General features: G+C 44.4%; 20 protein-coding genes and 1 riboswitch. Of the genes, 8 read left to right on the top strand and 12 right to left on the bottom strand.

The genetic code is table 11. From position 1 onward, the window contains the following. Window positions 1-230 precede the first annotated feature (230 nt). The 4 genes from BQ5796_RS02875 (at window position 231) to tatC (ending at window position 3069) form a co-directional block, all read left to right on the top strand. The gene (locus tag BQ5796_RS02875) at window positions 231-1844 is read left to right on the top strand and encodes a PhoX family protein (RefSeq protein WP_071458881.1); all 1614 of its coding nucleotides are present in this window, start codon (window positions 231-233) and stop codon (window positions 1842-1844) included. A 24-nt stretch (window positions 1845-1868) separates the two neighbouring features. Beyond that, a complete protein-coding gene (locus BQ5796_RS02870; RefSeq protein ID WP_071458880.1) occupies window positions 1869-2066 on the top strand; it encodes a hypothetical protein in 198 nt (65 codons plus the stop codon). Window positions 2067-2070: 4 nt separating this feature from the next. Beyond that, complete coding sequence (locus tag BQ5796_RS02865; protein WP_071458879.1) at window positions 2071-2274, top strand: twin-arginine translocase TatA/TatE family subunit; 204 nt, start codon at window positions 2071-2073, stop codon at window positions 2272-2274. 72 nt (window positions 2275-2346) lie between these two features. Further along, the gene (gene tatC / locus BQ5796_RS02860; RefSeq protein WP_071458878.1) at window positions 2347-3069 is read left to right on the top strand and encodes a twin-arginine translocase subunit TatC; all 723 of its coding nucleotides are present in this window, start codon (window positions 2347-2349) and stop codon (window positions 3067-3069) included. Between the two features lie 75 nt (window positions 3070-3144). On the opposite strand, the gene BQ5796_RS02855 is transcribed toward tatC, so the two are convergent. From BQ5796_RS02855 to BQ5796_RS02835, 5 genes are read right to left on the bottom strand one after another with little or no spacing between them, the layout of a single operon-like run. Next, the gene (locus BQ5796_RS02855; protein ID WP_071458877.1) at window positions 3145-4404 is read right to left on the bottom strand and encodes a hypothetical protein; all 1260 of its coding nucleotides are present in this window, start codon (window positions 4402-4404) and stop codon (window positions 3145-3147) included. Between the two features lie 15 nt (window positions 4405-4419). Beyond that, a complete protein-coding gene (locus BQ5796_RS02850; protein ID WP_071458876.1) occupies window positions 4420-5922 on the bottom strand; it encodes a PH domain-containing protein in 1503 nt (500 codons plus the stop codon). Beyond that, window positions 5919-6413, bottom strand: a complete 495-nt coding sequence (locus BQ5796_RS02845) for a PH domain-containing protein (RefSeq protein WP_071458875.1) — start codon at window positions 6411-6413, stop codon at window positions 5919-5921. The genes BQ5796_RS02850 and BQ5796_RS02845 overlap by 4 nt, the downstream gene beginning before the upstream one ends. Before the next feature lie 43 nt (window positions 6414-6456). Beyond that, window positions 6457-7362 carry an ABC transporter ATP-binding protein gene (locus tag BQ5796_RS02840; RefSeq protein WP_071458874.1) on the bottom strand — a complete coding sequence of 302 codons (906 nt, stop codon included), beginning with the start codon at window positions 7360-7362 and terminating at the stop codon, window positions 6457-6459. Beyond that, on the bottom strand, window positions 7362-8045 hold the full coding sequence (locus BQ5796_RS02835) for an ABC transporter permease (RefSeq protein ID WP_071458873.1): 684 nt from the start codon (window positions 8043-8045) through the stop codon (window positions 7362-7364). Before BQ5796_RS02835 ends, BQ5796_RS02840 begins: the two co-directional genes overlap by 1 nt. Before the next feature lie 157 nt (window positions 8046-8202). On the opposite strand from BQ5796_RS02835, the gene BQ5796_RS02830 reads away from it, so the two are divergent. From BQ5796_RS02830 to BQ5796_RS02815, 4 genes are all read left to right on the top strand, one after another. Then, entirely contained in the window at window positions 8203-8919 is a 717-nt protein-coding gene (locus BQ5796_RS02830) for a response regulator transcription factor (RefSeq protein WP_071458872.1), read from the top strand. Further along, window positions 8906-10642, top strand: a complete 1737-nt coding sequence (locus BQ5796_RS02825) for a sensor histidine kinase (protein WP_071458871.1) — start codon at window positions 8906-8908, stop codon at window positions 10640-10642. Before BQ5796_RS02830 ends, BQ5796_RS02825 begins: the two co-directional genes overlap by 14 nt. 16 nt (window positions 10643-10658) lie before the next feature. Further along, window positions 10659-11147, top strand: coding sequence for a DUF1648 domain-containing protein (locus BQ5796_RS02820; protein WP_071458870.1), 489 nt, complete (start codon window positions 10659-10661; stop codon window positions 11145-11147). Window positions 11148-12143: 996 nt separating this feature from the next. Then, a complete protein-coding gene (locus BQ5796_RS02815; protein WP_071458869.1) occupies window positions 12144-12428 on the top strand; it encodes a hypothetical protein in 285 nt (94 codons plus the stop codon). A 177-nt stretch (window positions 12429-12605) separates the two neighbouring features. Here the strand turns inward: BQ5796_RS02815 and BQ5796_RS02810 are convergent, their stop codons facing one another. The 7 genes from BQ5796_RS02810 to BQ5796_RS02785 form a co-directional block, all read right to left on the bottom strand. Then, window positions 12606-13007 carry a cytidine deaminase gene (locus BQ5796_RS02810; protein ID WP_071458868.1) on the bottom strand — a complete coding sequence of 134 codons (402 nt, stop codon included), beginning with the start codon at window positions 13005-13007 and terminating at the stop codon, window positions 12606-12608. A 237-nt stretch (window positions 13008-13244) separates the two neighbouring features. Further along, window positions 13245-13400: a hypothetical protein gene (locus BQ5796_RS18025; RefSeq protein WP_159430971.1), complete on the bottom strand. Its 156-nt coding sequence runs from the start codon at window positions 13398-13400 to the stop codon at window positions 13245-13247. 50 nt (window positions 13401-13450) lie between these two features. Next, window positions 13451-16897, bottom strand: a complete 3447-nt coding sequence (metH, locus tag BQ5796_RS02805) for a methionine synthase (protein WP_071458867.1) — start codon at window positions 16895-16897, stop codon at window positions 13451-13453. Beyond that, entirely contained in the window at window positions 16887-18743 is a 1857-nt protein-coding gene (locus tag BQ5796_RS02800) for a bifunctional homocysteine S-methyltransferase/methylenetetrahydrofolate reductase (protein WP_071458866.1), read from the bottom strand. Before BQ5796_RS02800 ends, metH begins: the two co-directional genes overlap by 11 nt. Continuing rightward, window positions 18728-19918 carry a cystathionine beta-lyase gene (gene metC, locus BQ5796_RS02795; protein WP_071458865.1) on the bottom strand — a complete coding sequence of 397 codons (1191 nt, stop codon included), beginning with the start codon at window positions 19916-19918 and terminating at the stop codon, window positions 18728-18730. Before metC ends, BQ5796_RS02800 begins: the two co-directional genes overlap by 16 nt. Continuing rightward, on the bottom strand, window positions 19915-21027 hold the full coding sequence (locus tag BQ5796_RS02790) for a methionine biosynthesis PLP-dependent protein (protein ID WP_071458864.1): 1113 nt from the start codon (window positions 21025-21027) through the stop codon (window positions 19915-19917). The genes metC and BQ5796_RS02790 overlap by 4 nt, the downstream gene beginning before the upstream one ends. A gap of 81 nt (window positions 21028-21108) precedes the next feature. Continuing rightward, window positions 21109-21219, bottom strand: a riboswitch (SAM riboswitch). Window positions 21220-21351: 132 nt separating this feature from the next. After that, window positions 21352-21963, bottom strand: a complete 612-nt coding sequence (locus tag BQ5796_RS02785; protein WP_071458863.1) for a DedA family protein — start codon at window positions 21961-21963, stop codon at window positions 21352-21354. Window positions 21964-22516: the final 553 nt, after the last annotated feature.

Raw genomic sequence — 22516 nt, 5'->3', positions numbered from 1 at the left:
CTTATAGAGGGATGGCGGGGTATATTCGTGCAAATCAACTATACGTGTCCCTACCCTCTTTTTCCGATTGGTTTTGTCAACCAGCCTACTCCTTATCCCCTCCTTCACACCACCTTAAACATCATCCACGCAGTCTTAACAATTCTTAACATTAGCTTTATTCACTTCGCTTGGGAGCTTACCTATACTTTTAGGTGAAGTATACATAACATTAAGGGAGTTGTTGGGGGATGGATCGTCGTTTGTTTTTAACTTATGCAGGGAGCACGACTGCAGCGCTGGTCGCGGCTTCGACAGGGTTTGGAGCACTGACCGGTAACGCAATGAAAGGAAATGGAAATGGGCATGGGAGAGGCAAGCCAATGAACGCACCGTTCAAGCCAATTCAGCGTTCATGGGAAAATGATCTAGTTTTGCCGAACGGCTATCATTACAACATCATTGCCTCTTATGGTGATGAAATCAACTCAAAAGGTGAAAAATTCGGCGATTCAGCCGACCTTACGCTTTACTTCCCGATTGACGGCCTAAAAGGCGGGAATAGCTCGGAGGAAGGACTAATTTGGGTAAACCATGAATTCCCGGAGCCTTCGAACTATATGAAAATACTCGGAATCAATGAAGCTAATTTCAAAAAGGAAAATCTTGCAAGCTATCCTGAACTGCTCAAGATGGAAAAAGAATCAGTTGGCGGGTCGGTCATTCATGTTAAGAAGGAAAAAGACGGCTGGAAACTGATTAAAGATGATAAATATAATCGCCGAGTTGATGGGACAACCCCTATCGAGCTGACAGGACCTGCTCGCGGAAACAGCGCTGTGAATGGTGCAACAAAGGTATACGGTTCCCTCGGTAACTGCTCTGGCGGAAGGACATTCTGGAATACAGCATTGTCCTGCGAGGAGAACACCGCTTATGGCAGTTCTTACGGCTGGCCGAATTTCGATGACACTCATTACGGCTGGGTTGTGGAGATCGATCCTTTCGACCCTTCAAGACCTGTGCGCAAGCATACCGCTCTTGGCCGCTTCGCTCACGAAAATGCGGCTGTCGGGCTGACAAAGGACAACCGTGTCGTGGTGTATATGGGCGACGACCAGCGCGACGAGTGCTTCTATAAGTTCATCAGCAAAAAGAAATTTAACCCATCTTCCCGTGAAGCAAACTTTGACATTCTAGAATCCGGCACCCTTTATGTCGCCAATATGGAAAAGCAGAAATGGCTTCCGATCGATTACAGCACAAACCCGAACCTTCAAGCTAAGTTCAAAGACCAGGCGGATGTGCTGACAAATGCCCGTGCAGCGGCACGCGTCGTTGGCGGTACTTTGCTGGACCGCCCGGAAGATGTCGAGATCAGCCCGCGTGACGGATCTGTCTTCCTTGCACTCACGAACAACAGCAAGCACGGCAATTTCCATGGCCAAATCGTCCGCTACTTCCCTAAGGACGGCGACCATGGCAGCGACTCCTTCACTTTCGAGGTGTTCATTGCTGGCGGACAAAAAAGCGGGATCACCTGCCCTGACAACCTTCACTTTGATAAAAAAGGAAACCTGTGGGTGGTGGAAGATTACGAAGCAACTGAAACCAATGTCTATGCAGACTATAAAAACTGTGGAGTCTTCCTCATTCCAACGGATGGCAAGAGCTATGGCGAGCCGTTCCAATTCGCTTCCGGTCCAAAAGGCTGCGAAGTGACCGGACCATGGCTCACTGCCGATGAGCGTACGATGTTCCTTGATGTACAGCATCCAGAAACGTGGAATCCTTATCCAGGGCATAGTTTTGGCCGATCCTGCCTCGTTGCTGTCCAAGGCGGAAGCTTCGGAAAATACATGTAATTTTACATGAAAGGGGCTTGAATCGTGATTTTAGTCTGTTCGAAGCATGTGAAAAATGGATTAAAAATGATCGACCTACCGCATGTGCGCTCCCTTTCCGACCAAGATTCGCAAGGATGCTCGAGAAAATGTGAGGTATGCAGGCAAAAGCCAGATTACAAATTATTTAATGCAACTCCTCAAAGGAAAAAGACGATTGAAAAAGCCATGATGGGAGGATAACGCTTTGCTAACAAATATCGGCATTCCCGGTTTAATACTCGTCTTGGTCATCGCTCTGATTATTTTTGGACCATCGAAGCTTCCCGAGCTTGGGCGCGCAGTCGGCTCGACGCTGAAAGAATTCAAAAAATCAACGCGCGACCTTGTCTCCGACGAAGAAGAACCTGAAAAAGGACAAGCCAAAAACAAGGAAGAAAAAGCGATTTAATGATAGAAATCAGGAAGATGTAAGCTGTATGCCCGCTTGCATCTTCTTTTTCTAAAGGAGAGAACAGTTAGGATGCAAACTATCAATATGGATTTAGTCGGCCATCTGGAAGAGCTTAGGAAACGCCTCTTAATCACGCTCGGCACCTTCATCCTGTTCGTCATTCTGGCGTTTGTTTTTGTACAGGATATATACAAGCTGCTCGTGAAGGATTTGTCTGTAGAGCTTGCCATTCTCGGGCCTAGCGACATTCTCTGGATTTACCTTGTGCTCGCAAGTGTCGTTGCAATTGCGGGAACCATTCCCGTCGCGGCTCACCAAACATGGCTTTTTATCAAACCTGCCTTGAAAGAACACGAGCGAAAGACGGCACTCTGCTATATACCAGCCTTATTTCTTCTCTTTCTCGCTGGCCTCAGCTTTGGCTATTTCGTCATTTTCCCCATGGTTTTTCAATTCCTCATGGGCTTATCTGATGACATGTTTCAGAATTTTTTCACGGCAGAAAAATATTTTAAATTTCTGATCCACATGACATTGCCCTTCGGATTTTTATTCGAGCTGCCCGTCGTCATCATGTTCCTGACAAGCCTTGGCCTGCTCACACCGGCATTTCTGAAAAAAGTGAGGAAGTACGCCTACTTCCTGCTAATTCTGACGGCCGTCCTCATCACGCCGCCAGATTTCCTTTCAGACGTCCTTGTGATTATCCCGCTCATTTTCCTTTATGAGTGCAGCATTGTGCTGTCAAAATTCGTGACAGTTAGGAAAAACAAGCTTCAGCATGCTGCATAACCTGGTTCGCTAAAAAGGCTGCCGATGAAACTTCCCGGCAGCCTTTTGGCTCTTTATCAAACGTTTGATTAATTTCTACAAATCGGCGAGCGGCAGCACTTCCCCGCTACTTGCGTGCACGGCATACTGAGAATCGAGCAATCCGCATAGCACATGGCAACTTTCTTCGCGATCGTATAGGTACCGTGGAGTGACGGTGATATGTTTTTTCAATAGAGCATAAGCCTCTTCTCGGGATAAAATGGCGGGCCCTTCGCTTTCATAATGCTCATACTCCTCAAACATGAAGCTATTATCCATATAATTCACTACTTCTTTTGTATCTCTATCCAGAAAAACTCCCAATTTTTTTTGGAATATCATGTTGTCAGGTTGTGCTGACCGCAGAGCTGCCAATAGATATCCATACTTACGCTCAAGAGTTCTCAACATCCATTTACCGCTATCAGCGGGAAAGACCTTCCGGAGGAAATCAGTTACTCTCTCGGCACATAATTCCTCCTCTTCTTTTGTAATTGGCAGTAAGTCAGGGTGCGGCTCAATTGATAGTGCCTGCTCAATTGTTGCTTCCATTCCTAATGAAAGAGATTGCCTCTCGAACTCCTGCTGCAACGGTGACTCCCAGTAAAGTGTTTTATCCAGCTTCACATTTGCCCCTGTTTTCTCCACTACGTTAAAAGGAAGTGTTGCGTATCCGTCATTTTTAACGTAGATTTCCTCGACTGCATAAAATGGTACGACTTTCTTCTTTTCCGTTAAAGGAAATTGGATGAGTTTCAATTGTTCTTGTGCCAACGCTTCCATTTTTTTGAGTGTGAGGTCGAAATTTTCCTCCCGAACAGTTTGTTTCGAAGGAAAATTTCCACCGATGGAAAAGGAACGCAAACCTTCCTCAACAAAAGAAACGCTCATATAACCGTCCGAAGCAATTCCTTTGAAGCACCCTGTGAAATCCAGCTCACCTTCCTCTTCCCTTTGGAGCATAAATTGCTCTTCATATACGAGCCCAGTTTCCCGCTCGAGCCAGCCAATGATGTCGGCATTCGTATTGCACGGGAATTGTGATGCTTTGCGAACAGTATGGCCTTCAGGGAGATGCAGGCTCACTAGCTTTCCACTATTCATGTTCATTTCAATGCAAACAGTCCCGTCGGGGTTTTCGTCCTCACCCTCCCAGCTTTCAACTGCTCTAGGGAACCACTCCATGCTAAAAAGGTACACAGTCTCTTCCAACGAGTTTATGTTTCTCCTCACGGAATGCCTCCCAAGTCGATAATCGTCCAAACCAAATCTTTCACACGCTCCAGAGACAAGTTCTTTTAGTTTTGGATTCATTATTAAACAACCCCTTTACTCCGTGGTTATTTCCTTCGTCCGGCCTCTATACCAGTTGTAAAAAGCGGCCGCCAATTCAACAGGCACATCCTTGATACCTTCGTGCCTGACGGGTTTTGCGCGGTTTACCGTCTCGACGGAAGCAAGGCCGAAAGTCCGTTGGAACCTGTTGCGCGTGACGCTTACTTCAATTACTTTTTCCCGCTTGGTGACAAACATCGTGGTCATCAGTCCGCCTTTCCTGAACTGAACGAACTGTTCGTCAAGCAAATACCTTGTATGAAGAAAATCAAGGAGACGGACACCATATATGACGATCAATAGCAGCAGAGAAGTTTCCCACCACATCTCGTCCCAAAAAAGTTTTTCACGGAAATAGTACAGAGCCCCCGTTGCAATCATCCACAGCCAGCTCGGCGTGAACATGCGGACCAACAAAGATTGCTTTGGCAAGCGGGTCATTTCCTTCTCACCCTTCACAGCGTAATCGGGGAGAATTTCCGTAATCATTTCATATGCCCGCGCTTTCGGCAAAAACGGGTAAAGCGTATCCACTTCAAGCTTTTCATCAACGATTCCGACACCGCCGGCACTTGTCAGCTTGACCTCCGCAAGGCCTAGCAAATGCTTCAAAGGCGATTGCGTAATCTCGATAGCCTGAACTTTCACCTTCGAAATGGAAAAAGCGCTCTCTTCCACTAATCCTTTTGAAATATAAATCCGTTCCTTGTCGGAGGAAATCTCATATTTTCCATACTTCAAAAAAGTTCTAGTGACACCAAAGCCAACAGATACGATGATAAATAATAGGACGATTGCCGCAAGCATCCATAGTGAATCGAATAAGACAGAGAAGGATTCTTCCAGCTTTTCTTCTCTCATATCAACTATTTCATTGATTTTTCCGTAAATAGAAAAAAGGAATGGAATAAGGAAAAGAAAGCTCAAGGAAGTGAAAGATGCCTTGAATAGATCCTTGTTCGTAGGCTTAAAATGAAGCGTGCGCTCCGGCAGATTGATCTCGATATTCTCGATTCTTTCCGTTGCTGCTTCCTCTTCCACCGCAGTATTCACTTCTCGATTCGCTACAAAGCTTTCCATTTTCTCTGCCTCTGGCCGTGAAATAACCTCGAACTTTACTTCTGCGTCATCCCCCGCGCTTCCCGTATTGAAGCTAATCGATGTTGTTTTGAACACTCTGTTGAATACCGAGGTATGGCGGTTCACATTCTGTACCTTTGAAAAAGGGACCGTTCGTTCTGACCTGCTGAATACACCGCTATACAGCCGAAAAGAGCGATCGTCCAGCTCGTATTTCTCCGTGAACCACTGAATGATTTTATAAAGAAAGGAAAGACAGAAATAGAGTATGAATGCGTATTTCGCAAACATGATAAAAGTGGAATCTGACCCTGCTTTCGCGATAAACAGAAAAAATGCGATGATCAGATTGTTTTTTATTAGCCGGGCAAGACGCAACAACAATAGAAGCGGGTGATATCGCTTGGCCTCTATCATCCTTCCACTTCCTTAATCTTTGCGTATTGTGCGATTTCGTTCCGAAGCCCGAACGCAACATTCCTCGGCAATGCCGGGATCGTATGCAAGGAGGCCATCGTCTCCACCTTTACCGTATACAAGCCATACTTTCGAAGAATCGGCCCCTGTTCTGTTGCAACAGATTGGATTTTCGTCATCGGGATGAGCTGTTGCTGCTCCTTCCAGACACCCTGTTTCAGCATCAAGAATTCCTCCGACACATCGTAGCGCCAGCCTTTCCATTTCCATTTTGGCTCAATCGCTGACCATACAAGACCCGGTACAAACAGGGCGGCAAGACCAATGAGAATCCAGCCGACCCACTCTTTCCACGAAAACCTGTAATCTAAGTAGAAGAGGACAGCAAGAATGATAAAGGCAATTACATTTTCAATCACTTCACAAATCCACCAAACCTTCACTGCATCTTCCGAAAGCTTCTTTTTTGGTAATTCAATTTCTTCCAGCATCGTTATTCCAACTTTCCTTCATATTCTACCTATGTCTTCCATTTTAGAGTTCTAGGAAAATATCTTCAAGTGATGGTTCTTTGACATGCACTCGATAAATCTCCACCCTGCATTGCTGAAAAGCACGGATCATTTCAGAGATTTTTTGCTCACTCTCTACTGTTATCGTAATCTCGCCATCATTTAATTCAAGGTTACTTCCGGCTTCCTCCAGCCATTGGTGCAGACTCTCCTGTTGGGAAGCTGGTATTGGAGAATGTTTGATATTCACATTGATGGTGGATCTAAACGCAGCTCTCAGCTCATCCATTGAACCACTCTGTACAATTCGGCCTTCTTTAAGAATGGCAATACGCGTGCATAGCTTCTCTACTTCATTAAGATTGTGAGAAGTCATAAAGATCGTCTTGCCTCTCTTTTGCAAGTCCCGAATCAATCTCTGGATATGGAGGACAGACTCTGCATCTAATCCGGAAGTAGGCTCATCTAAAAAAACAAGTTCAGGATCATGAATGATTGCTTGGGCTATTCCTAACTTCTTCTTCATTCCAAAAGAGAATTTCGCTGTTTTTTTATTGTAATGCTCGTCTAAGCCCACTTGCTGGAGCACTTCCATACAAACTGCCTTTGCAGCTGGTTTTCCAGATAGCGCTGAAAAATATTTTAAATGTGCCATAGCCGTTAATGAACCATACAAGTTAGCATAATCCGGCATCACTCCGATGTATTTTTTCGCCATATTATCTCCACCTTCCATTCCGAGAAGGGAAAACGAACCTGAAGTCGGGTGGATAATACCCGTCAGCATATTAATGAAAGTGGACTTTCCCGCACCGTTCCTGCCTAAAAAACCAAAAATCTCTCCTTGCTCAACAGTTAGACTAATCCCTTTTACAATCTCGGTTTTTCCGTACGACTTCCTCAACTGTTTTGTTTCAATGGCTTTCATCAGCAGTCCCTCCTGTTTAGAATAAAGCTTGCGATCAAGAGCAGTATTGCAGAGAAAAGGAAAATGACTAAAAAGGAGAAATTAGGTTGTTCCAAATAATAAAAAGGGGTGATGTACTTGATCCATACCGCCCATACTCTTTCCGTTGTCATTAACCAAAAACCAAGAATCGGAAATAGAATGCCAATAAGCGTTCCCAGGAACATGGTGACCATGGGCTTCGGAACCAGTACCGAAACCAAAATTGTTAAAGCGATCTGAAATGTTAACGAGCTCATCGTCTGGAAAAAAATAAACCAATCTATCCTTTGTGTAAATATGCCAATGAGAATAAAAGAAGTGAAAAGACAAATGACCCAAAACAACAAAATGCCAAAAAACTTCCCAAGGATAATAGATGCTCTGGAAGTCTTAGTGACGAGAAATCGAATCGTGCGCTCATGAATCTCTCTGCTAATAGTATCGTGGGAAAGACTCATGATAAAAATTGTTCCAAATAGTACAATCAGTACAAGTAAGCCAAGGTATTGAATATCGGTACCATTAAAGTCTTTAGCTTCTCCCTCGAACAAACGAGAAAACTTTGCTGAATAAAAAGAAGCCGTTAAGATAAGAACAACTATTGTAATAGATTTGAAGCTTTTAAACAGATTAATAAACTCCCGTTTTCCTATTTCATACATACATATATCCCTCCCTGTATCTCTGTGCACCATTATAATTCTTTTACCTTAATACATTGGAAAGCTTACCTTAATTCCACCTTAATTTTATAGAAGAATTTAGCAATCTCCATGTTATGATATTAGTGGAATAACACATCGTAGGGAGTTTTTTCAAATGTATAAATCACAAATATTAATTGTCGATGATGAACTTGCCATTCTGCGCATGCTTACAACCATTTTGAAAAAGGAAGATTTTGATCAAATAGATACAGCTACTTCTGCCGAAGAGGCACTAATCCTTTGTCAATCCAAAAGGTATGACTTGGTTCTATTAGATGTGATGCTTCCTGGCCAAAGTGGTTTTGAAATCTGTCCTTTAATACGTCAAACGACAGAAGCACCTATCTTCTTTCTTACTGCAAGAACGACGGATTTAGATAAACTTTCAGGATTTGCTCTAGGAGCTGACGACTATATTACAAAGCCGTTTAATCCACTAGAGGTGGTTGCAAGAATTAAAGCCCATTTACGCCGGCAAAAAGACCGAAGTACCACTCCTGTTCAAACGATCTACCAATATGGCAGAATTCAGGTCAATCCACAATGCGGCGAAGTGATAGTAGATGGTAAGCAAATAGAGCTGCCAGCCCAGGTCTATCAGCTTTTGCTTTTCTTTTGCCAGCACCCAAATCAACTGTTTAGCAAAAGCCAGCTATATGAAAAGGTTTGGGGAGAGGAATTTCTTGGTGAGGATAATACAATCATGGTCCACATCAGAAAGCTGCGCGAAAAAATCGAAAAGGATCCGAGTAAACCTGCTTGCATCGTAACAGTAAGGGGATTAGGTTATAAATTTGTTCCTGACGGAGCGAGACATGAACATTCATAAGCGATTCGTCGTTCAGTTTTTCTTGCAACTAACCATAGTCTTTTTACTCTTTTTCTTTTTATTGTTATTGTTTGCGATTTTTATGGGTTTCACCCTTACGGAAGAGGAAATGACCAATGATTTATCTCTAGCAGAAGACTATTATTTGAGAAATAAAATCACTATAAAAAGCAATAAAGCAATCTTTGACGAAGAGTTAAAGCAAGCAGCTAGAACCCAACAAGCATGGTTCCTTATCATAGACGAAAAAGGGGAAGTTATCGGTTCATTTGATGCGCCTAAAGAAGTACCTTCTTATTTTTCGAAGAGTGAACTTGCGGCTTTAACTCTTCAGCCAAGATCCTCCTCAACAGAGTATACATTTTGGGATTTGGATTTCGATGGACAGAAGCCGATGCTCGCTGTTCTAGGAAAGGTAAATGAACCGTTACGATTAATGGAGATAATCAAACCGCATGTGGATTGGGTAAATCACCGTCTCAGCCTTTCCCCCGCTACCCAACAGCTTATTCAAGAAAAAGGCGGTTGGGTTCACCTTATCGCCCCAAATGGCAGGGTGCTAGATTCTTACGGGAAAAAGAAGGGGAAATATTCCAATAAAGAATGGTTAGCTTTGAAGCAAAATGGTTCAACAGCCTACTTTCATGCTGAAACAAAGCTTACCGTTATGACAGGGATAAATGGTCCCACTTTATCCTCTAGAATAGATGCTAAAATGATAGACACATTAAAAACTAGTTTTTTCATTGCCTTAGCATTATTGTTTTTATTTTTATTGATGGGTACTTTCTGGTATGCACGTAAGTTCGGAATTCCGTTAATTACAATGATGAAATGGATTCAAAACCTGGGGAGCGGTATATACGAGCAGCCGGTAGACCATCAGAATCAATCACTTTTACAAAATAAAAATGGGAACTTAAAAAGAAAATACCGTCTATATAAAGATCTAATTGCAAAACTTACTGCACTGACAGAAACATTGCAGCAGAACGAAAAGGAGCAGAAAAAGATTGCTAAAACCCGGGAGGAATGGATTAGCGGCCTTTCTCATGACCTAAAAACACCGCTTTCCTCCATATCAGGCTTTGCCCAAATGCTAGAATCAGATAACTATTCATGGACAGAAGACGAGCGTAAAGAATTTGCTGAAATTATTGCTGAAAAATCTTCCTATATGATGGAGTTGCTTGAGGATTTGACTTTAACATACCGACTAAGCAACCATGCATTACCGATTTGCAAGGAAAGAGTGGACTTGAACGAATTTATGCGCCGGTCTATTATCACCTTCATCAATGACCCTGCCAACAGCGGGAAAGAGTTTTTATTTCAACCAGCTGAAGTACCGATATTTGCATATATCGATCCGAAATGGTTCCAAAGAATTATCGATAACCTCATCAACAATGCGGTGAAATACAATCCAGACGGCACTAAAATCACCATTTCTCTTACACAAGTAGAGCAGCACCTCATTGTGATTAAAATCGAGGATGACGGCATAGGGATGGACACTGAGACGGTCAATAAACTGTTCCAGCGTTACTACCGAGGTACTAATACAAGCGAATCAGGTGCTGGAACGGGTCTTGGCATGGCCATCACAAAACAATTAGTGGAAATACATGAAGGTTCTATTAACGTGAAAAGCAAACCGAGGGAAGGTACCGTATTCCGGATTATTCTTCCCGCAGAAGGAAACAAATCGGAGATTACGTGAAAAGAGGGATATTCACATGGAACCAAAATTTAAATCACCGCTTGTTGGAAAGGTGCTCAATGCTATAAGCCTTCTTGCCTTCAGCGCCGCCTTAGTTTACCTGCTCATCAAGTTTCCATCCCTTCCAGATCAAGTGCCGACACACTACAATGCAGCTGGAGAACCCGACAAGTGGGGAGTGAGAAATCGCATTTTTATTCCTCCATCCATTGGCTTTCTTCTTTGGATTGTACTGGGTTTCCTCGAAAAGCGCCCACAATGGCATAACTATAGTAATTTGACCGAAGAGAACCGGGAAAGGCTTTATCGACATTCAAGTCTAATGTTGAATGTCATCAAAAATGAAATACTGATGGTTTTTGCTTTTGGTATGCTGAATGATATTGCTGTTTCAACGGGAAAAGGCAGCCTTCTTGGGGGCTTGGGATTGCCTCTGATTCTCGCGATTATTTTCGGCACCGCTCTGTTTGGTTCGATTCGGATGTTCAAACTGCAAAAAGAATAGTTAACCAACTCATACAAGGATTTTCAACTATCACTATCGGAAGTGGGGCTGGAGGAATTACAATCGACAACAACATAAAATCAGGAAGAGACCTTGGAGAAGATGCAGTACAACCTTCCTCGCTGACTTTTGATGTAGCTCTCGACAGTCAATATGAAAATGCAGTGAAAAGTGAAGTTTCTCCGTGTAAAATCAAAGGGTTACCTTAACTATACAGTTGAACAGACTAAAGCTGTAATTGCTAGATATAACGGAACCAATGATGCTGCAACTGAATACGGCAGAAGGAATTACGGAATATATGAAATTTTTGAGGAGTATAATGAACTAAGTAGAATTCAATAAATTGAATAGAAATCAGGATGATTTTGTCCTGATTTCTTTCAATTATATTCAAAAATTACATGTTGGTGGGTTTTGGGTTTTTTATGAGATAAACATTTCAATAAGCAACAGGTTCCACCGACGAAAAAGTGATAGAAGCTTTCTATTCGTATTCTGAAGAATCTTATCAATAATCTAAGGGGTGAAGAAAAGTTAATGAAGAGAATTTTTTTTCGGAAGCTTTTTGTTTAATGTAATGAGTCAGGTGTTAATATGAAAATTTTCTAACAATCAACAGTCTCGTTTTCATTTCCTCATTCGTCATTCAAATATTTGTATAAGGAATTTATTTTATATTTTTCTAATTATCCCGGATAAAAAAGACGAATAAGAAACGGGCATTTCAGTTATATGTAACTTAGAGGCGGACTAACCATAATCAAAATCGGAAAGTTATGCAGCATTATCATTGGCAATATCCTATCCGTCTTGGTTTCGTACTATTTTATAAAAACATCCAACATGGAGGATCAGGGGTATTACTTCAAACCATTTTCCACCACAGGATTTCTAAACCTAGTAACCATCTTAAATCTCATTCCTCAGTTGATTGCAATAGGAATTGCTAAAACCCTTCATCGGCAAAGGAAATTGAAATAAAGAGGACACCCTATGAAAAACATAACATTCGCTTTCTCGCAGTCTTTATTTTTTGCCATCATTATTCTTATCAACTATGTATCAGATCCTTATTTAGGCAGTCCTTTTACAGTTGTTGATCTGGTAGTCATCCTTTTAAGCATGTTGACTTATATTACTCTTTTTAAAATCAACATGAAAATCTATGCTCGTTTTTCCTCTGTAAGTTTAAAGAATAAAATTGGGCTTTCCATCTTAGGATTTATCTTGGCAGTGCTAGTTCTTGGGTATTTGGATGGATATGTAATCACTGGGTAAAAGGCTATCTGGCTTTTATCCACGTTATTAATTGGATATAAGCCTACAACTAAAAACTCGTACAGAGTTGGGCAACCCTTCTGTACGAGTTTATTTACTATCATTTATTGTTCAACCTTTTTTAAAACTACTTAAAGTGTTTCACACTAAGACTTTGGCAACCAATATTTAAGAATATTAATCTGTATAAGCTCTATACCAATGATATGGTTGGATTTCCTTCAATGTTTTATATACAAGTTTCCCATCTTGGTTAGTAACAGCTGCTTTAACACCACTGCCCCAATAAAAGAGTCTTTCTTGACATACGCCACAAGGAGTTAAAACTTTAAATTCAGCTCTTTCATCGTCTCTTACAACACAAATCGAATAAGTAATTTTTGTGTTATGCTTATGTGCCTCAAGGATTGCACCCGTTTCAATACACAATTCTGTCGATGCATTGATAACTTCTGGAGCAACACTTGTAAGTATCTTCCCATCTTCAGTATACATAGCTGCTGCACCACCCCATCCAGAAGGGTATCTCTGTTTAATCAATTCAGTAGCAGCCTCATACAATCTTTGTTCAATGTCCATGATTCTCCCCCATAATCATTTATCGTTATTACTAATTTAACATAATTTTCAAACCAATAATTAAAAAGAGCCCTCCATTTAGGAGGGCCAAAGTAAGGGGGATAAACACTTGGTAGTTATATCATTACCAAAATACAGCTTACATATTCCCCAATTTAACATTTTTTTAGAGTTTTGGGGTCTTTTTTAAGGTTTTCCCAAGTTTTTTGGCCTGTATGCCTGCAATCACGGCTTTTTTCATGGGAGGGATGGGTGATTTTGGCTGTTATCTACGGTAACTGGCAATTTATCTACGGTAAACAGCAATTTATCTACGGTAAATGCTATTTTATCTACGGTAATCCACCATTTATCTACGGTAATACGAACTTCACCTTTCGTGACACCCTTCACTCCCTTCCAGTTACCCCTACTTACCTACAATTAGCGCGAACGCACTCGCCTCACAGCACATTAAAATACCTTGCCTCAGGATGAGAGAATACGATTGCTGTTACGGATGCTTCTGGTTCCATCATGCAGCCTTCTGTGAGCTCGATGCCGATTTCTTCTGGTTTCAGCAATCCGAATAGCTTTTTCTGATCTTCAAGTTCCGGGCATGCTGGATAGCCGAAGGAGAATCGTTGCCCTTGGTATTTCGCTGCAAAGCGGTCTTTCATTGTCATGCTTGGCAGATCCGGGAATCCCCAGCGGTCCCGCATTTGTCTGTGAATGAGTTCTGCGAGTCCTTCTGCGGATTCCAGGGCTAGCGCCTGGATGGCGTGGCTCTCGAAAAAGCGTCCTTCCTGCTTCCAAGCTTGCGCTGCTTGCCGGATTCCCTTTCCGGCTGTGACTGCAAACATCCCGACATAGTCTGTCACCCCATCGGCGGCAGGTCTTACATAGTCTGCTAGGCATAAGCCTGATGCCCCTTCCTGGCGCGGAAAGTCGAACGTTTCCACTATTCTGCTTCGGCTCTCATCCTCATAGATAAAGAGTTTATTCCCTTCCGAAGCTGCCGGGAAAAATTGATATACAGCAGCGGGCTTGATCCATTCTTTCTCTCTCGCTTCTATTAAAAGCGTCTGGACTGCCTCGTAAATTTTCACTGCTTTTTCTTCGCCTTCCGCAATCAGCCTTTCCACTTTGCCTTTTACGCCTAAATGGTGGCCGATCAGCATCTGCATATTGATATACGGTTCAATATGCGCAAGGGTGAGCGATTTCACTAAATGCCTTTTCCTATCCTCCGGGGTAAAAACTGGCGCCACCGCAACCTTCCGCACTCGCTCCAGCACCGCTGTTGCCGCAGACGGTCTTTCCTTGGCAGCTTCACTCCTCACGATGGCATTCAACTGTTTCTCTCTCGTCTCAGTCTCCAGCTTTTCCTGTTCTTCCGGATCGCGAAGCTTGTTGGCAAGCGACAAGCCGTTCATCGCATCCTTCGCGTATAGTACAAGTCCGTCATACTCTCCGGCGATTTTTGAATCTGTAAATTTCCGCGATAGCGCCGCCCCGCCGACCATGATTGGCGTATCAATTCCCGCCTGCTTCATGTCTCTTGCTGTCAGGACCATCTGCTGAGCGGATTTTACCAAGAGTCCTGATAGACCGATAATATCTGGCTGTTCTTTTTTCACGGCATCAATTAAAGCAGCAGGATTCACCTTGATTCCGAGATCAATAACCTCGTAGCCATTGTTACTGAGGATGATGTCCACAAGGTTCTTGCCGATATCGTGTACATCGCCTTTCACTGTTGCCAAAATGACCTTTCCCTTTGCTGCGGATGATTCATTTTTTGCCATATGCGGCTCAAGATACGATACTGCTGCTTTCATGACTTCCGCGCTTTGCAGCACCTCCGCCACGATGAGCCTGTTATCGTTAAACAGCCTGCCGACTTCTTTCATCCCTTCCATCAGCGGTCCATTGATGATATCAAGCGGTGCAGGATACAATTGCAGTGCTTCTTCCAGCGCCGGAAATAATCCTTCCTTCGTTCCCTCGAGGACAAAATAGGCGAGACGCTCCTCAAGCGTCATATCGGGAAGCGCGCTCTTCGCTTCCTTTTTTTTATCCCGATAAAAGTCCGTAAATGCGGCGAGATTCTCGTCCGTCGTCTCGAAAAGCAATGCTTCCGCCATTTTGATTTCTTCAGGATTGATGGAAGCAAACCGCTCCAGTTTTTCCGTGTTGACAATCGCATAGTCGAGGCCCGCCTGCGTACAGTGATAGAGGAATACGGAATTCAGCACTTCGCGTCCTACTGGAGGCAGGCCGAAGGAAACATTGCTGATTCCAAGAATCGTCTGAGTTTCTGGGAAAGCTTCCTTAATTTTTCTAATGCCATCGACGGTTGCCTTCGCAGCACCAATATACTGCGCATCGCCCGTTCCAACCGGAAAAACTAACGCATCAAAAATGAGATCCTGCGGCGGAACCTTGTACTTTTCCACAAGCAGCTTATACGAACGAGCGGCGATTTCCAGCTTGCGCTCAGCGGTAACCCCCATTCCTTCTTCATCAATCGTGCCGACGACCACCGCCCCGCCATATTGGCTCACAAGCCTCCCGACATTCCCAAACCGCTCTTCACCGTCCTCCAGGTTGACCGAGTTGATGATCGACTTTCCCTGACAGTAGCGCAACGCTTTCTCGATCACTTCATCATCCGTTGAATCAATCACGAGCGGCACCTTGACTTTCTTCACCGCTTCTTGAATAAAATTCTCCATGTCCGTGACCTCTTCGCGATCCGGATCTGCGAGGCAAATATCGATCACATGGGCTCCATTTTTCACCTGAGCCCTGGCAACCTCTGCTGCCTCCTCCATCTTTCCTTCCGAAATCAAGCGCCGGAATTTCCGTGAACCAATCACGTTCGTCCTTTCGCCAACCATGATTGGCCGGAGCGAAGGATCATCATAAATGAAAGGCTCGATGCCGGAAATCATGTGCTGGCTGTTCTCTGTTGCCACTCGCGGCACTCGTCCTTCCATCGCATCAGAAATTGCTTTAATATGTTCTGGAGTCGTTCCGCAGCAGCCGCCGACAATATTCAGCCAGCCTTCCTCTGCAAACCCGGCGAGCTTCCGGGCAAGGATTTCCGGTGTCTCATGGTATTGGCCTTCTTCATCCGGCAACCCTGCGTTCGGATAGCAGCTGACAGCGCAGCCCGCCAAGTCAGAAAGCGAGCGGAGATGCTCCTGCATAAATTCCGGTCCAGTCGCGCAATTCAACCCGATGGCGAAAGGCTTCATGTGGGCGACGGATATATAGAAAGCTTCGATCGACTGACCGGCAAGCGTTGTTCCCATCGGTTCTATGGTCGCAGAAATCATGAGCGGCAGCTCTTTTTCCCGGAGACTGAAAGCCCGCTGGATTCCTGTGAATGCAGCTTTCACATTCAAAAGATCCTGGCTCGTTTCAAGCAAAAGCAAATCAACACCGCCATCGATCAGTCCTAGCGTTTGCTCTTCATAGGCATCCGCCAAAGATTCAAAGGTGGCTCCACCTGTAACGCTTAAAGTTTTCGTTGTCGGTCCCATCGAACCAGCAACAAATCTCGGCCACTCAGAAGAAGATGCCTCATTCGCTGCTTTCCTTGCTAGCAGAGCTGCCTCCCGATTAATTTCATATGCTTTGTCCCCAATGCCGTATTCGTCCAGCACTATACTCGTAGCACCGAACGTATTCGTCTCCACAATATCAGCGCCGGCTTCGAAATACTGACGGTGAATCTCTTCGATGACTCTCGGCGAAGTGAGATTCAAATATTCGTTGCACCCTTCAAACTCTTCCCCACCAAAATCAGCTGCCGTCAAATCAGCATTTTGGAGCATCGTCCCCATCGCACCATCCATCATTAAGATTTTCTTTTTCACCAATTCAGTTAGCTTAGTTGACATGCTGCTTCCTCCTTGAAACAAGACTGCTATATTCCCTTGCATAGTTTGCGAGCTCCACGCTCATTTCATAGTTCATGAAAGGAGTGATGAGGTATATTCCATTGAATAGCTCTGCGGCTGCTTCAATCAGCGATTTTGTAATCGCGATTCCTTCCTGTTTCGAGCGAACCGGATCATTACCGACTCTCGCCATTGCCTCCAGAATATCATGAGAAATCTTAATTCCCGGCACTTCATTGTGAAGAAATTCTGCATTTCTGCTGCTCGTCAGCGGCATAAGTCCAATATAGACAGGCGCATCAATCATCTTTGTTGCTTCGTATACTTCAAGAAGCAGTTTTTCCGAATAGACGGGTTGGGTGATAAAATAATCCGCACCGCACTTCTGCTTCTTCTCCATCCGTGCGACGGCTTTTTCCAGAGAGCGGACATGCGGATTGAACGCAGCGGCAATGGAAAAAGCGCCTTTTTGGCCAAGATCTTTGCCGGAATAAGAGTAGCCTTCGTTAAATTGCTGGATCATTTCAATCAGTTGGAACGAAGAAACATCAAACACAGATGATGCGCCAGGAAAGTCTCCTACTCTTGCCGGATCTCCCGTCACTGTGAGAAGATCGTGGATACCAAGGGTATGGAGTCCCATTAGATGCGATTGCAGGCCAATAAGATTGCGGTCGCGGCATGTAAGGTGAACAAGCGGGCGGAGACCTGTCTTTTCCCTGACAAGATGGCCGATCGCCTTGTTGCATATCCTTGGGGAAGCGAGCGAATTATCGGCAAGCGTCAACGCATCTACTCCTGCTGCTTTCAACGCTTCCGCTCCTTGGAAAAATCGAGTCGTATCGAGTTTCCGCGGTGAATCCAGTTCCACGATGACGGATGGCCGTTCCTTCACGATTTCCTGCAGCGGCCTCTCTCTTCGGATGACCTTCGTCGAAGTAACAATCACTCTATCTTTCCTTTGTGCCGTTTTTTTGCTAGTGACAGGTGCCTTTCCTTTCAGTTCGTCTGCAAACGCGGCAATATGCTCAGGCGTCGTCCCACAGCAGCCTCCAAGCAGCCGGACTCCCTGCTCGCGGAAGCTATAAGCTGATTTCCGGAAATACTCCGGATTCCCTTCATAATGGAACCGACCATCCGTATAAGCGGGAAGCCCTGCGTTCGGATAAGCGGAAAGGTATGCTCGCTTTGGAATCTCTGCGCTTTCCAGACTTGCGATCATATGGTGGGGTCCGAGGCGGCAGTTCAGCCCAACGATATCAGCACCAAGATCTTCAAGCCTGTTAAAAGCAGTTTCGACAGAAAGGCCGTTGTCCATAAAGCCTACTTCCTGTAGGGATATTTGCGCAATAACCGGAAGATCTGTTTCTTTTTTTACAATACGGAGCATGTTCTCCAGTTCTTCAAAATCATCATACGTTTCGAGCAAAATGCCATCGACTCCCTCGAGTAACAGACAATAAAGCTGTTCCCGAAAGCTCCGCTTAATTTCGCCAAGCGAAATCGCAGAGGGACGAATTCCGCGGATGCCGCCAATTGTTCCAAGGAGATGGGCTTTTCCGGCAGACGCCTTGCGGGCAATCCGGACAGCGGCACTGTTAATGCTTTTTACCTGATCTTCTAAACCGTATCGCTCAAGCTTAAGATAGTTGGCAGCATACGTATTTGTTTGAATGATATCCGCGCCGGCTTCGACGTATGCCTCATGAATTCGGGCAATGTCTTCAGGATGGGAAACGTTAAGCTCTTCAAAGCAGCTGCCTGTGCCAAAAGAATACAAGAGGGTACCCATCGCCCCGTCGGCAATCAATATTTCCTTTTCTAATCGTTTCAGGAAACTATCCATCCTGTACCCTCCCTCCTATTTTTCACGCTGGATTCCAGCGCTGTCCCTAAATCTCTAATCAAGTCATCCGCACTTTCGAGTCCCACGGATAGGCGCAAAAGACAATTGCTGATCCCGCGCTTTTCCCGCTCTTGCTTTCCCATGGCGGCATGGGACATCTTCGCAGGGTAGGATAAAATCGATTCCACTCCTCCAAGGCTGACGGCAAAAACGGGTATCTCCATCCGGCGGACAAATTCCTTCAGCATCGCTTCATGCTCGAGCTCGAACGACAGCACTGCACCCGGACCGCTAGCCTGCTGTCTGTGAATCATGTGCTGGGGATGATTTTCTAGTCCAGGGTAATGCACTTTTTTTACGAGGCGATGATCCTGCAAATAGTGAGCGATTTTTAAGGCAGAGGACTGTGACTGTTTCAGCCTGACAGACAATGTTTTCATGCCCCGCATCACAAGCCAAGCATCCTGGACGCCAAGGACTGCACCAAATGCATTCTGCAAACTATACAATCTTTCTCCTATTTCCTCCGTTCCCGCTACCGCCAATCCTGCGACAGTATCACTGTGTCCTGACAGAAATTTCGTCGCACTATGAAGAACGAGATCTGCGCCCAATTCAAGCGGGCGCTGGAGATATGGCGTCATAAACGTGTTATCGACAAAAGTGTAGGCACTATGCTCCTTTGCAAGTTTACTTACCGCACGAATATCGGTTACCTTCATCAGCGGGTTTGATGGCGTTTCGATGTAGAGCAGTGCTGTATTCGGTTGGATTGCAGCTTTTATTGCTTCCAAATCGGTCATGTCTACGAATGTATGCTCCATCCCAAACCGGGAAAGAACCTCTGTGACCATTCGGAAAGTACCGCCATACACGTCTTCTGACAGAACAATATGGTCACCCTTCTTTAACAGAAGGAAGGCTGTTGAAATGGCTGCCATCCCTGAAGAAAAAGCGAAACCCCGTATGCCTCCTTCGAGTTCGGCAATGATGTTTTCCACAGCCTCCCGCGTCGGATTCAGGCTCCGGCTATAATCGTATTTCCCGAAGCTGTCCACTGAAGGCTGATGATACGTCGAGGCATGCTGGATTGGCACGCTGACAGCGCCTGTAACTGGGTCTGTTTTATATTGATTGTGGAGCAGAACCGTATCAATGGAAAAGTCATTCTTCATATACAGACCTCCTGCGCTGCTTTTTCCAGTGCTCTTCCTAGGTCCTCGGCCAAATCCTCTGCATCTTCAATTCCGACTGAAAAGCGAAGCAGCCTCTTGCAAACACCTGATTTTTCCCGGATTTCTTCTGGGATATCGGCATGGGTCTGCGTTGTCGGATAAGTAATCAAGCTTTCGACACCACCTAGACTTTCGGCAAAAGTAATCGTCTGCAAGCTTTGTAAAAAAGGATTTACCATGGAGGAATTTTTTAACCGAAAAGATAGCATTCCGCCGCGGCCAGGATAGAGGACATCTGTAACAGCTTCATGCGTTTTTAAGTACTGAACAAGGCTCTTTGCATTTCTTTCATGGCGTTCCATTCTTAATGAGAGGGTCTTCATGCCGCGGATCAGCAGCCATGAATCAAACGGCGAAAGCACGGCGCCGCCGCCATTATGGTGGAGAAATAGTTCATTACAAAGTTCTTGTCCCTTTGCGACAATCAGGCCTGCCAGCACGTCATTATGGCCGCCGAGATACTTCGTCGCGCTATGGAGCACAATATCGGCCCCCAAGGTTAACGGTTTTTGCAGCAGCGGAGTGTAAAAAGTGTTATCCACAATAAAAAGGAGTCCGTTTGATTGGGCAATTTTCGCAATGGCCCCAATATCAGCCTGCTCCATCAGAGGATTTGTCGGCGTCTCGACGAACAGCGCTTTCGTCCGGGGTGTAATGGCTGCAGTGATAGCTTCCTCATCGGACATATCAACATAGACGCTATGCAATCCCCATTTCGCAAACCCTTGTTCCATGAGCCGGTACGTCCCGCCGTATAAATCCTTTGAAACAATCAGCTCATCTTCTGATGAAAACAGCGAAAGCACCGTCCAAATCGCCGCCATGCCAGAACTGCAGGCAAATCCCCTGTCACCTCCCTCTAGGTCGGCAATCGCCTTTTCCAACACTTCCCGCGTTGGATTTCCTGTCCGGACATAATCGTAGCCGCTCGATTCGCCAATTCCTCCATGGCGGTACGCTGTTGTTAAATAAATCGGTGCGCTAACCGCACCAGTAGCATGTTCACTGCGATTGCCTATTTGCGCAAGCGCTGTATCGATCTTTACCATCACGATACCTCCAGTTGTTTTTTTAAAAAATAAAAAAAGCCTTCTATAAGAAGAAGACTTTAATATAAAGGAATAGTCCGCTTCTTATCTCCCAAGTTCTGAAAACTTGCTGGAATTAGCACCTTTTCAACGCGATGTTGAAGGTTGCTGAAGCTTCACAGGGCCAGAACCCTCCGCTTCTCTTGATAAGAAAAATCTAAATATTAAATTTCCTTAAAGGTTACAGGCTAAAGTAACGATTGTCAATGGGTTTTTTCAGGGAACCGTTTAATCTGCTTGAAAAAAGGCTGCCGGAAATTCCCGACAGCCTTGGTGCAATTTCTACTATGCAGATTTTTTTCTTTTTTTCATGTACCAAATGACAACTAACACGAATGAGGCTGCAATAAGAACATAGACGGCATTCGAATACTTGTCCATAATCAAGACGATATCATTCCAGTTTTTTCCCACGCTTGCACCAAGGTTCACGAGGATCGTGTTCCAGACTAGCGTCCCAATTGTCGTAAAAAGCAGGAACAAAGAGAATTTCATGTTAGCCATCCCTGCTGGTATTGAGATCAAGCTTCTGATAAGCGGGATGAGGCGGCAAAACAGCACCGTCCATATACCATACTTGTCAAACCAAGAATCGGCCTTGTACAAATCCTCTTTTGTGAGTCGAAGGACATTTCCGTATCTGTCGATAATTTTTTCCATCCGCTCCACATCGAGAAGCAGACCCAAGCAATAGAGAATAACCGCTCCGACAACAGCACCGAGCGTCGATGCGATAATGACGCCAACAATCGTGATATCCGATCGAGTGGTCATGTAACCGCCAAATGTAAGAATTACCTCTGAAGGGATTGGCGGAAATACATTTTCCAGCGCAATGAGAAAAAAGATTCCCCAATAACCATACTGTTCAACTAAGCTTTGTATCCAGGATTCCATAATACACTCCAATTTCCATTATTTAATGTACAGCCCATATGTTCTTTATATTATTACAAAGCAGCAAATATACCAAATGATATAAGTTGGAAATCTTAACGAAGATTCATCTCTATGTATTCCCTGATAGCTGGAAATCACGGATTATAGGAATAATCTGGAATCTACTGTAGATAAATTAGGGTTTACCGTTGATATCTGAACGTTTACCGTTGATAAATCCCCGATTACCGTTGATAAATGGCCGATTACCGTAGATAGCCTATTTCTTGAAGCATCCCCACTAGGGAGTTATCGCCTTTGTAACCGGTTATAGGTATGACTTTTTCAAAAGTGCTTCCCTTTTCCCCGAAAAACTCCCCATGTTAACTAAAAAAACAAATCAAAATGACAATTTTTAATGGTTTGCGGGCGAAATAGCGTACTGTGGATATGACCTAAGCTGGTTCGTTACGAAAATCTCCATTTCCCGGAACCAATATACTCTCCTAACAATCCATAAATGTCAAAGCAATTACAAACGCTAAAAAGCAAAAGGGGCGTGCTCTAAAAC

Origin of the sequence: Bacillus massilinigeriensis, from assembly GCF_900111815.1 — a bacterium.
GTDB classification, from domain to species: Bacteria; Bacillota; Bacilli; order Bacillales; family Cytobacillaceae; genus Mesobacillus_C; species Mesobacillus_C mediterraneensis.
Note: the sequence above shows the minus strand (reverse complement) of the source record. Positions and strands in the feature narration are given on the sequence as shown.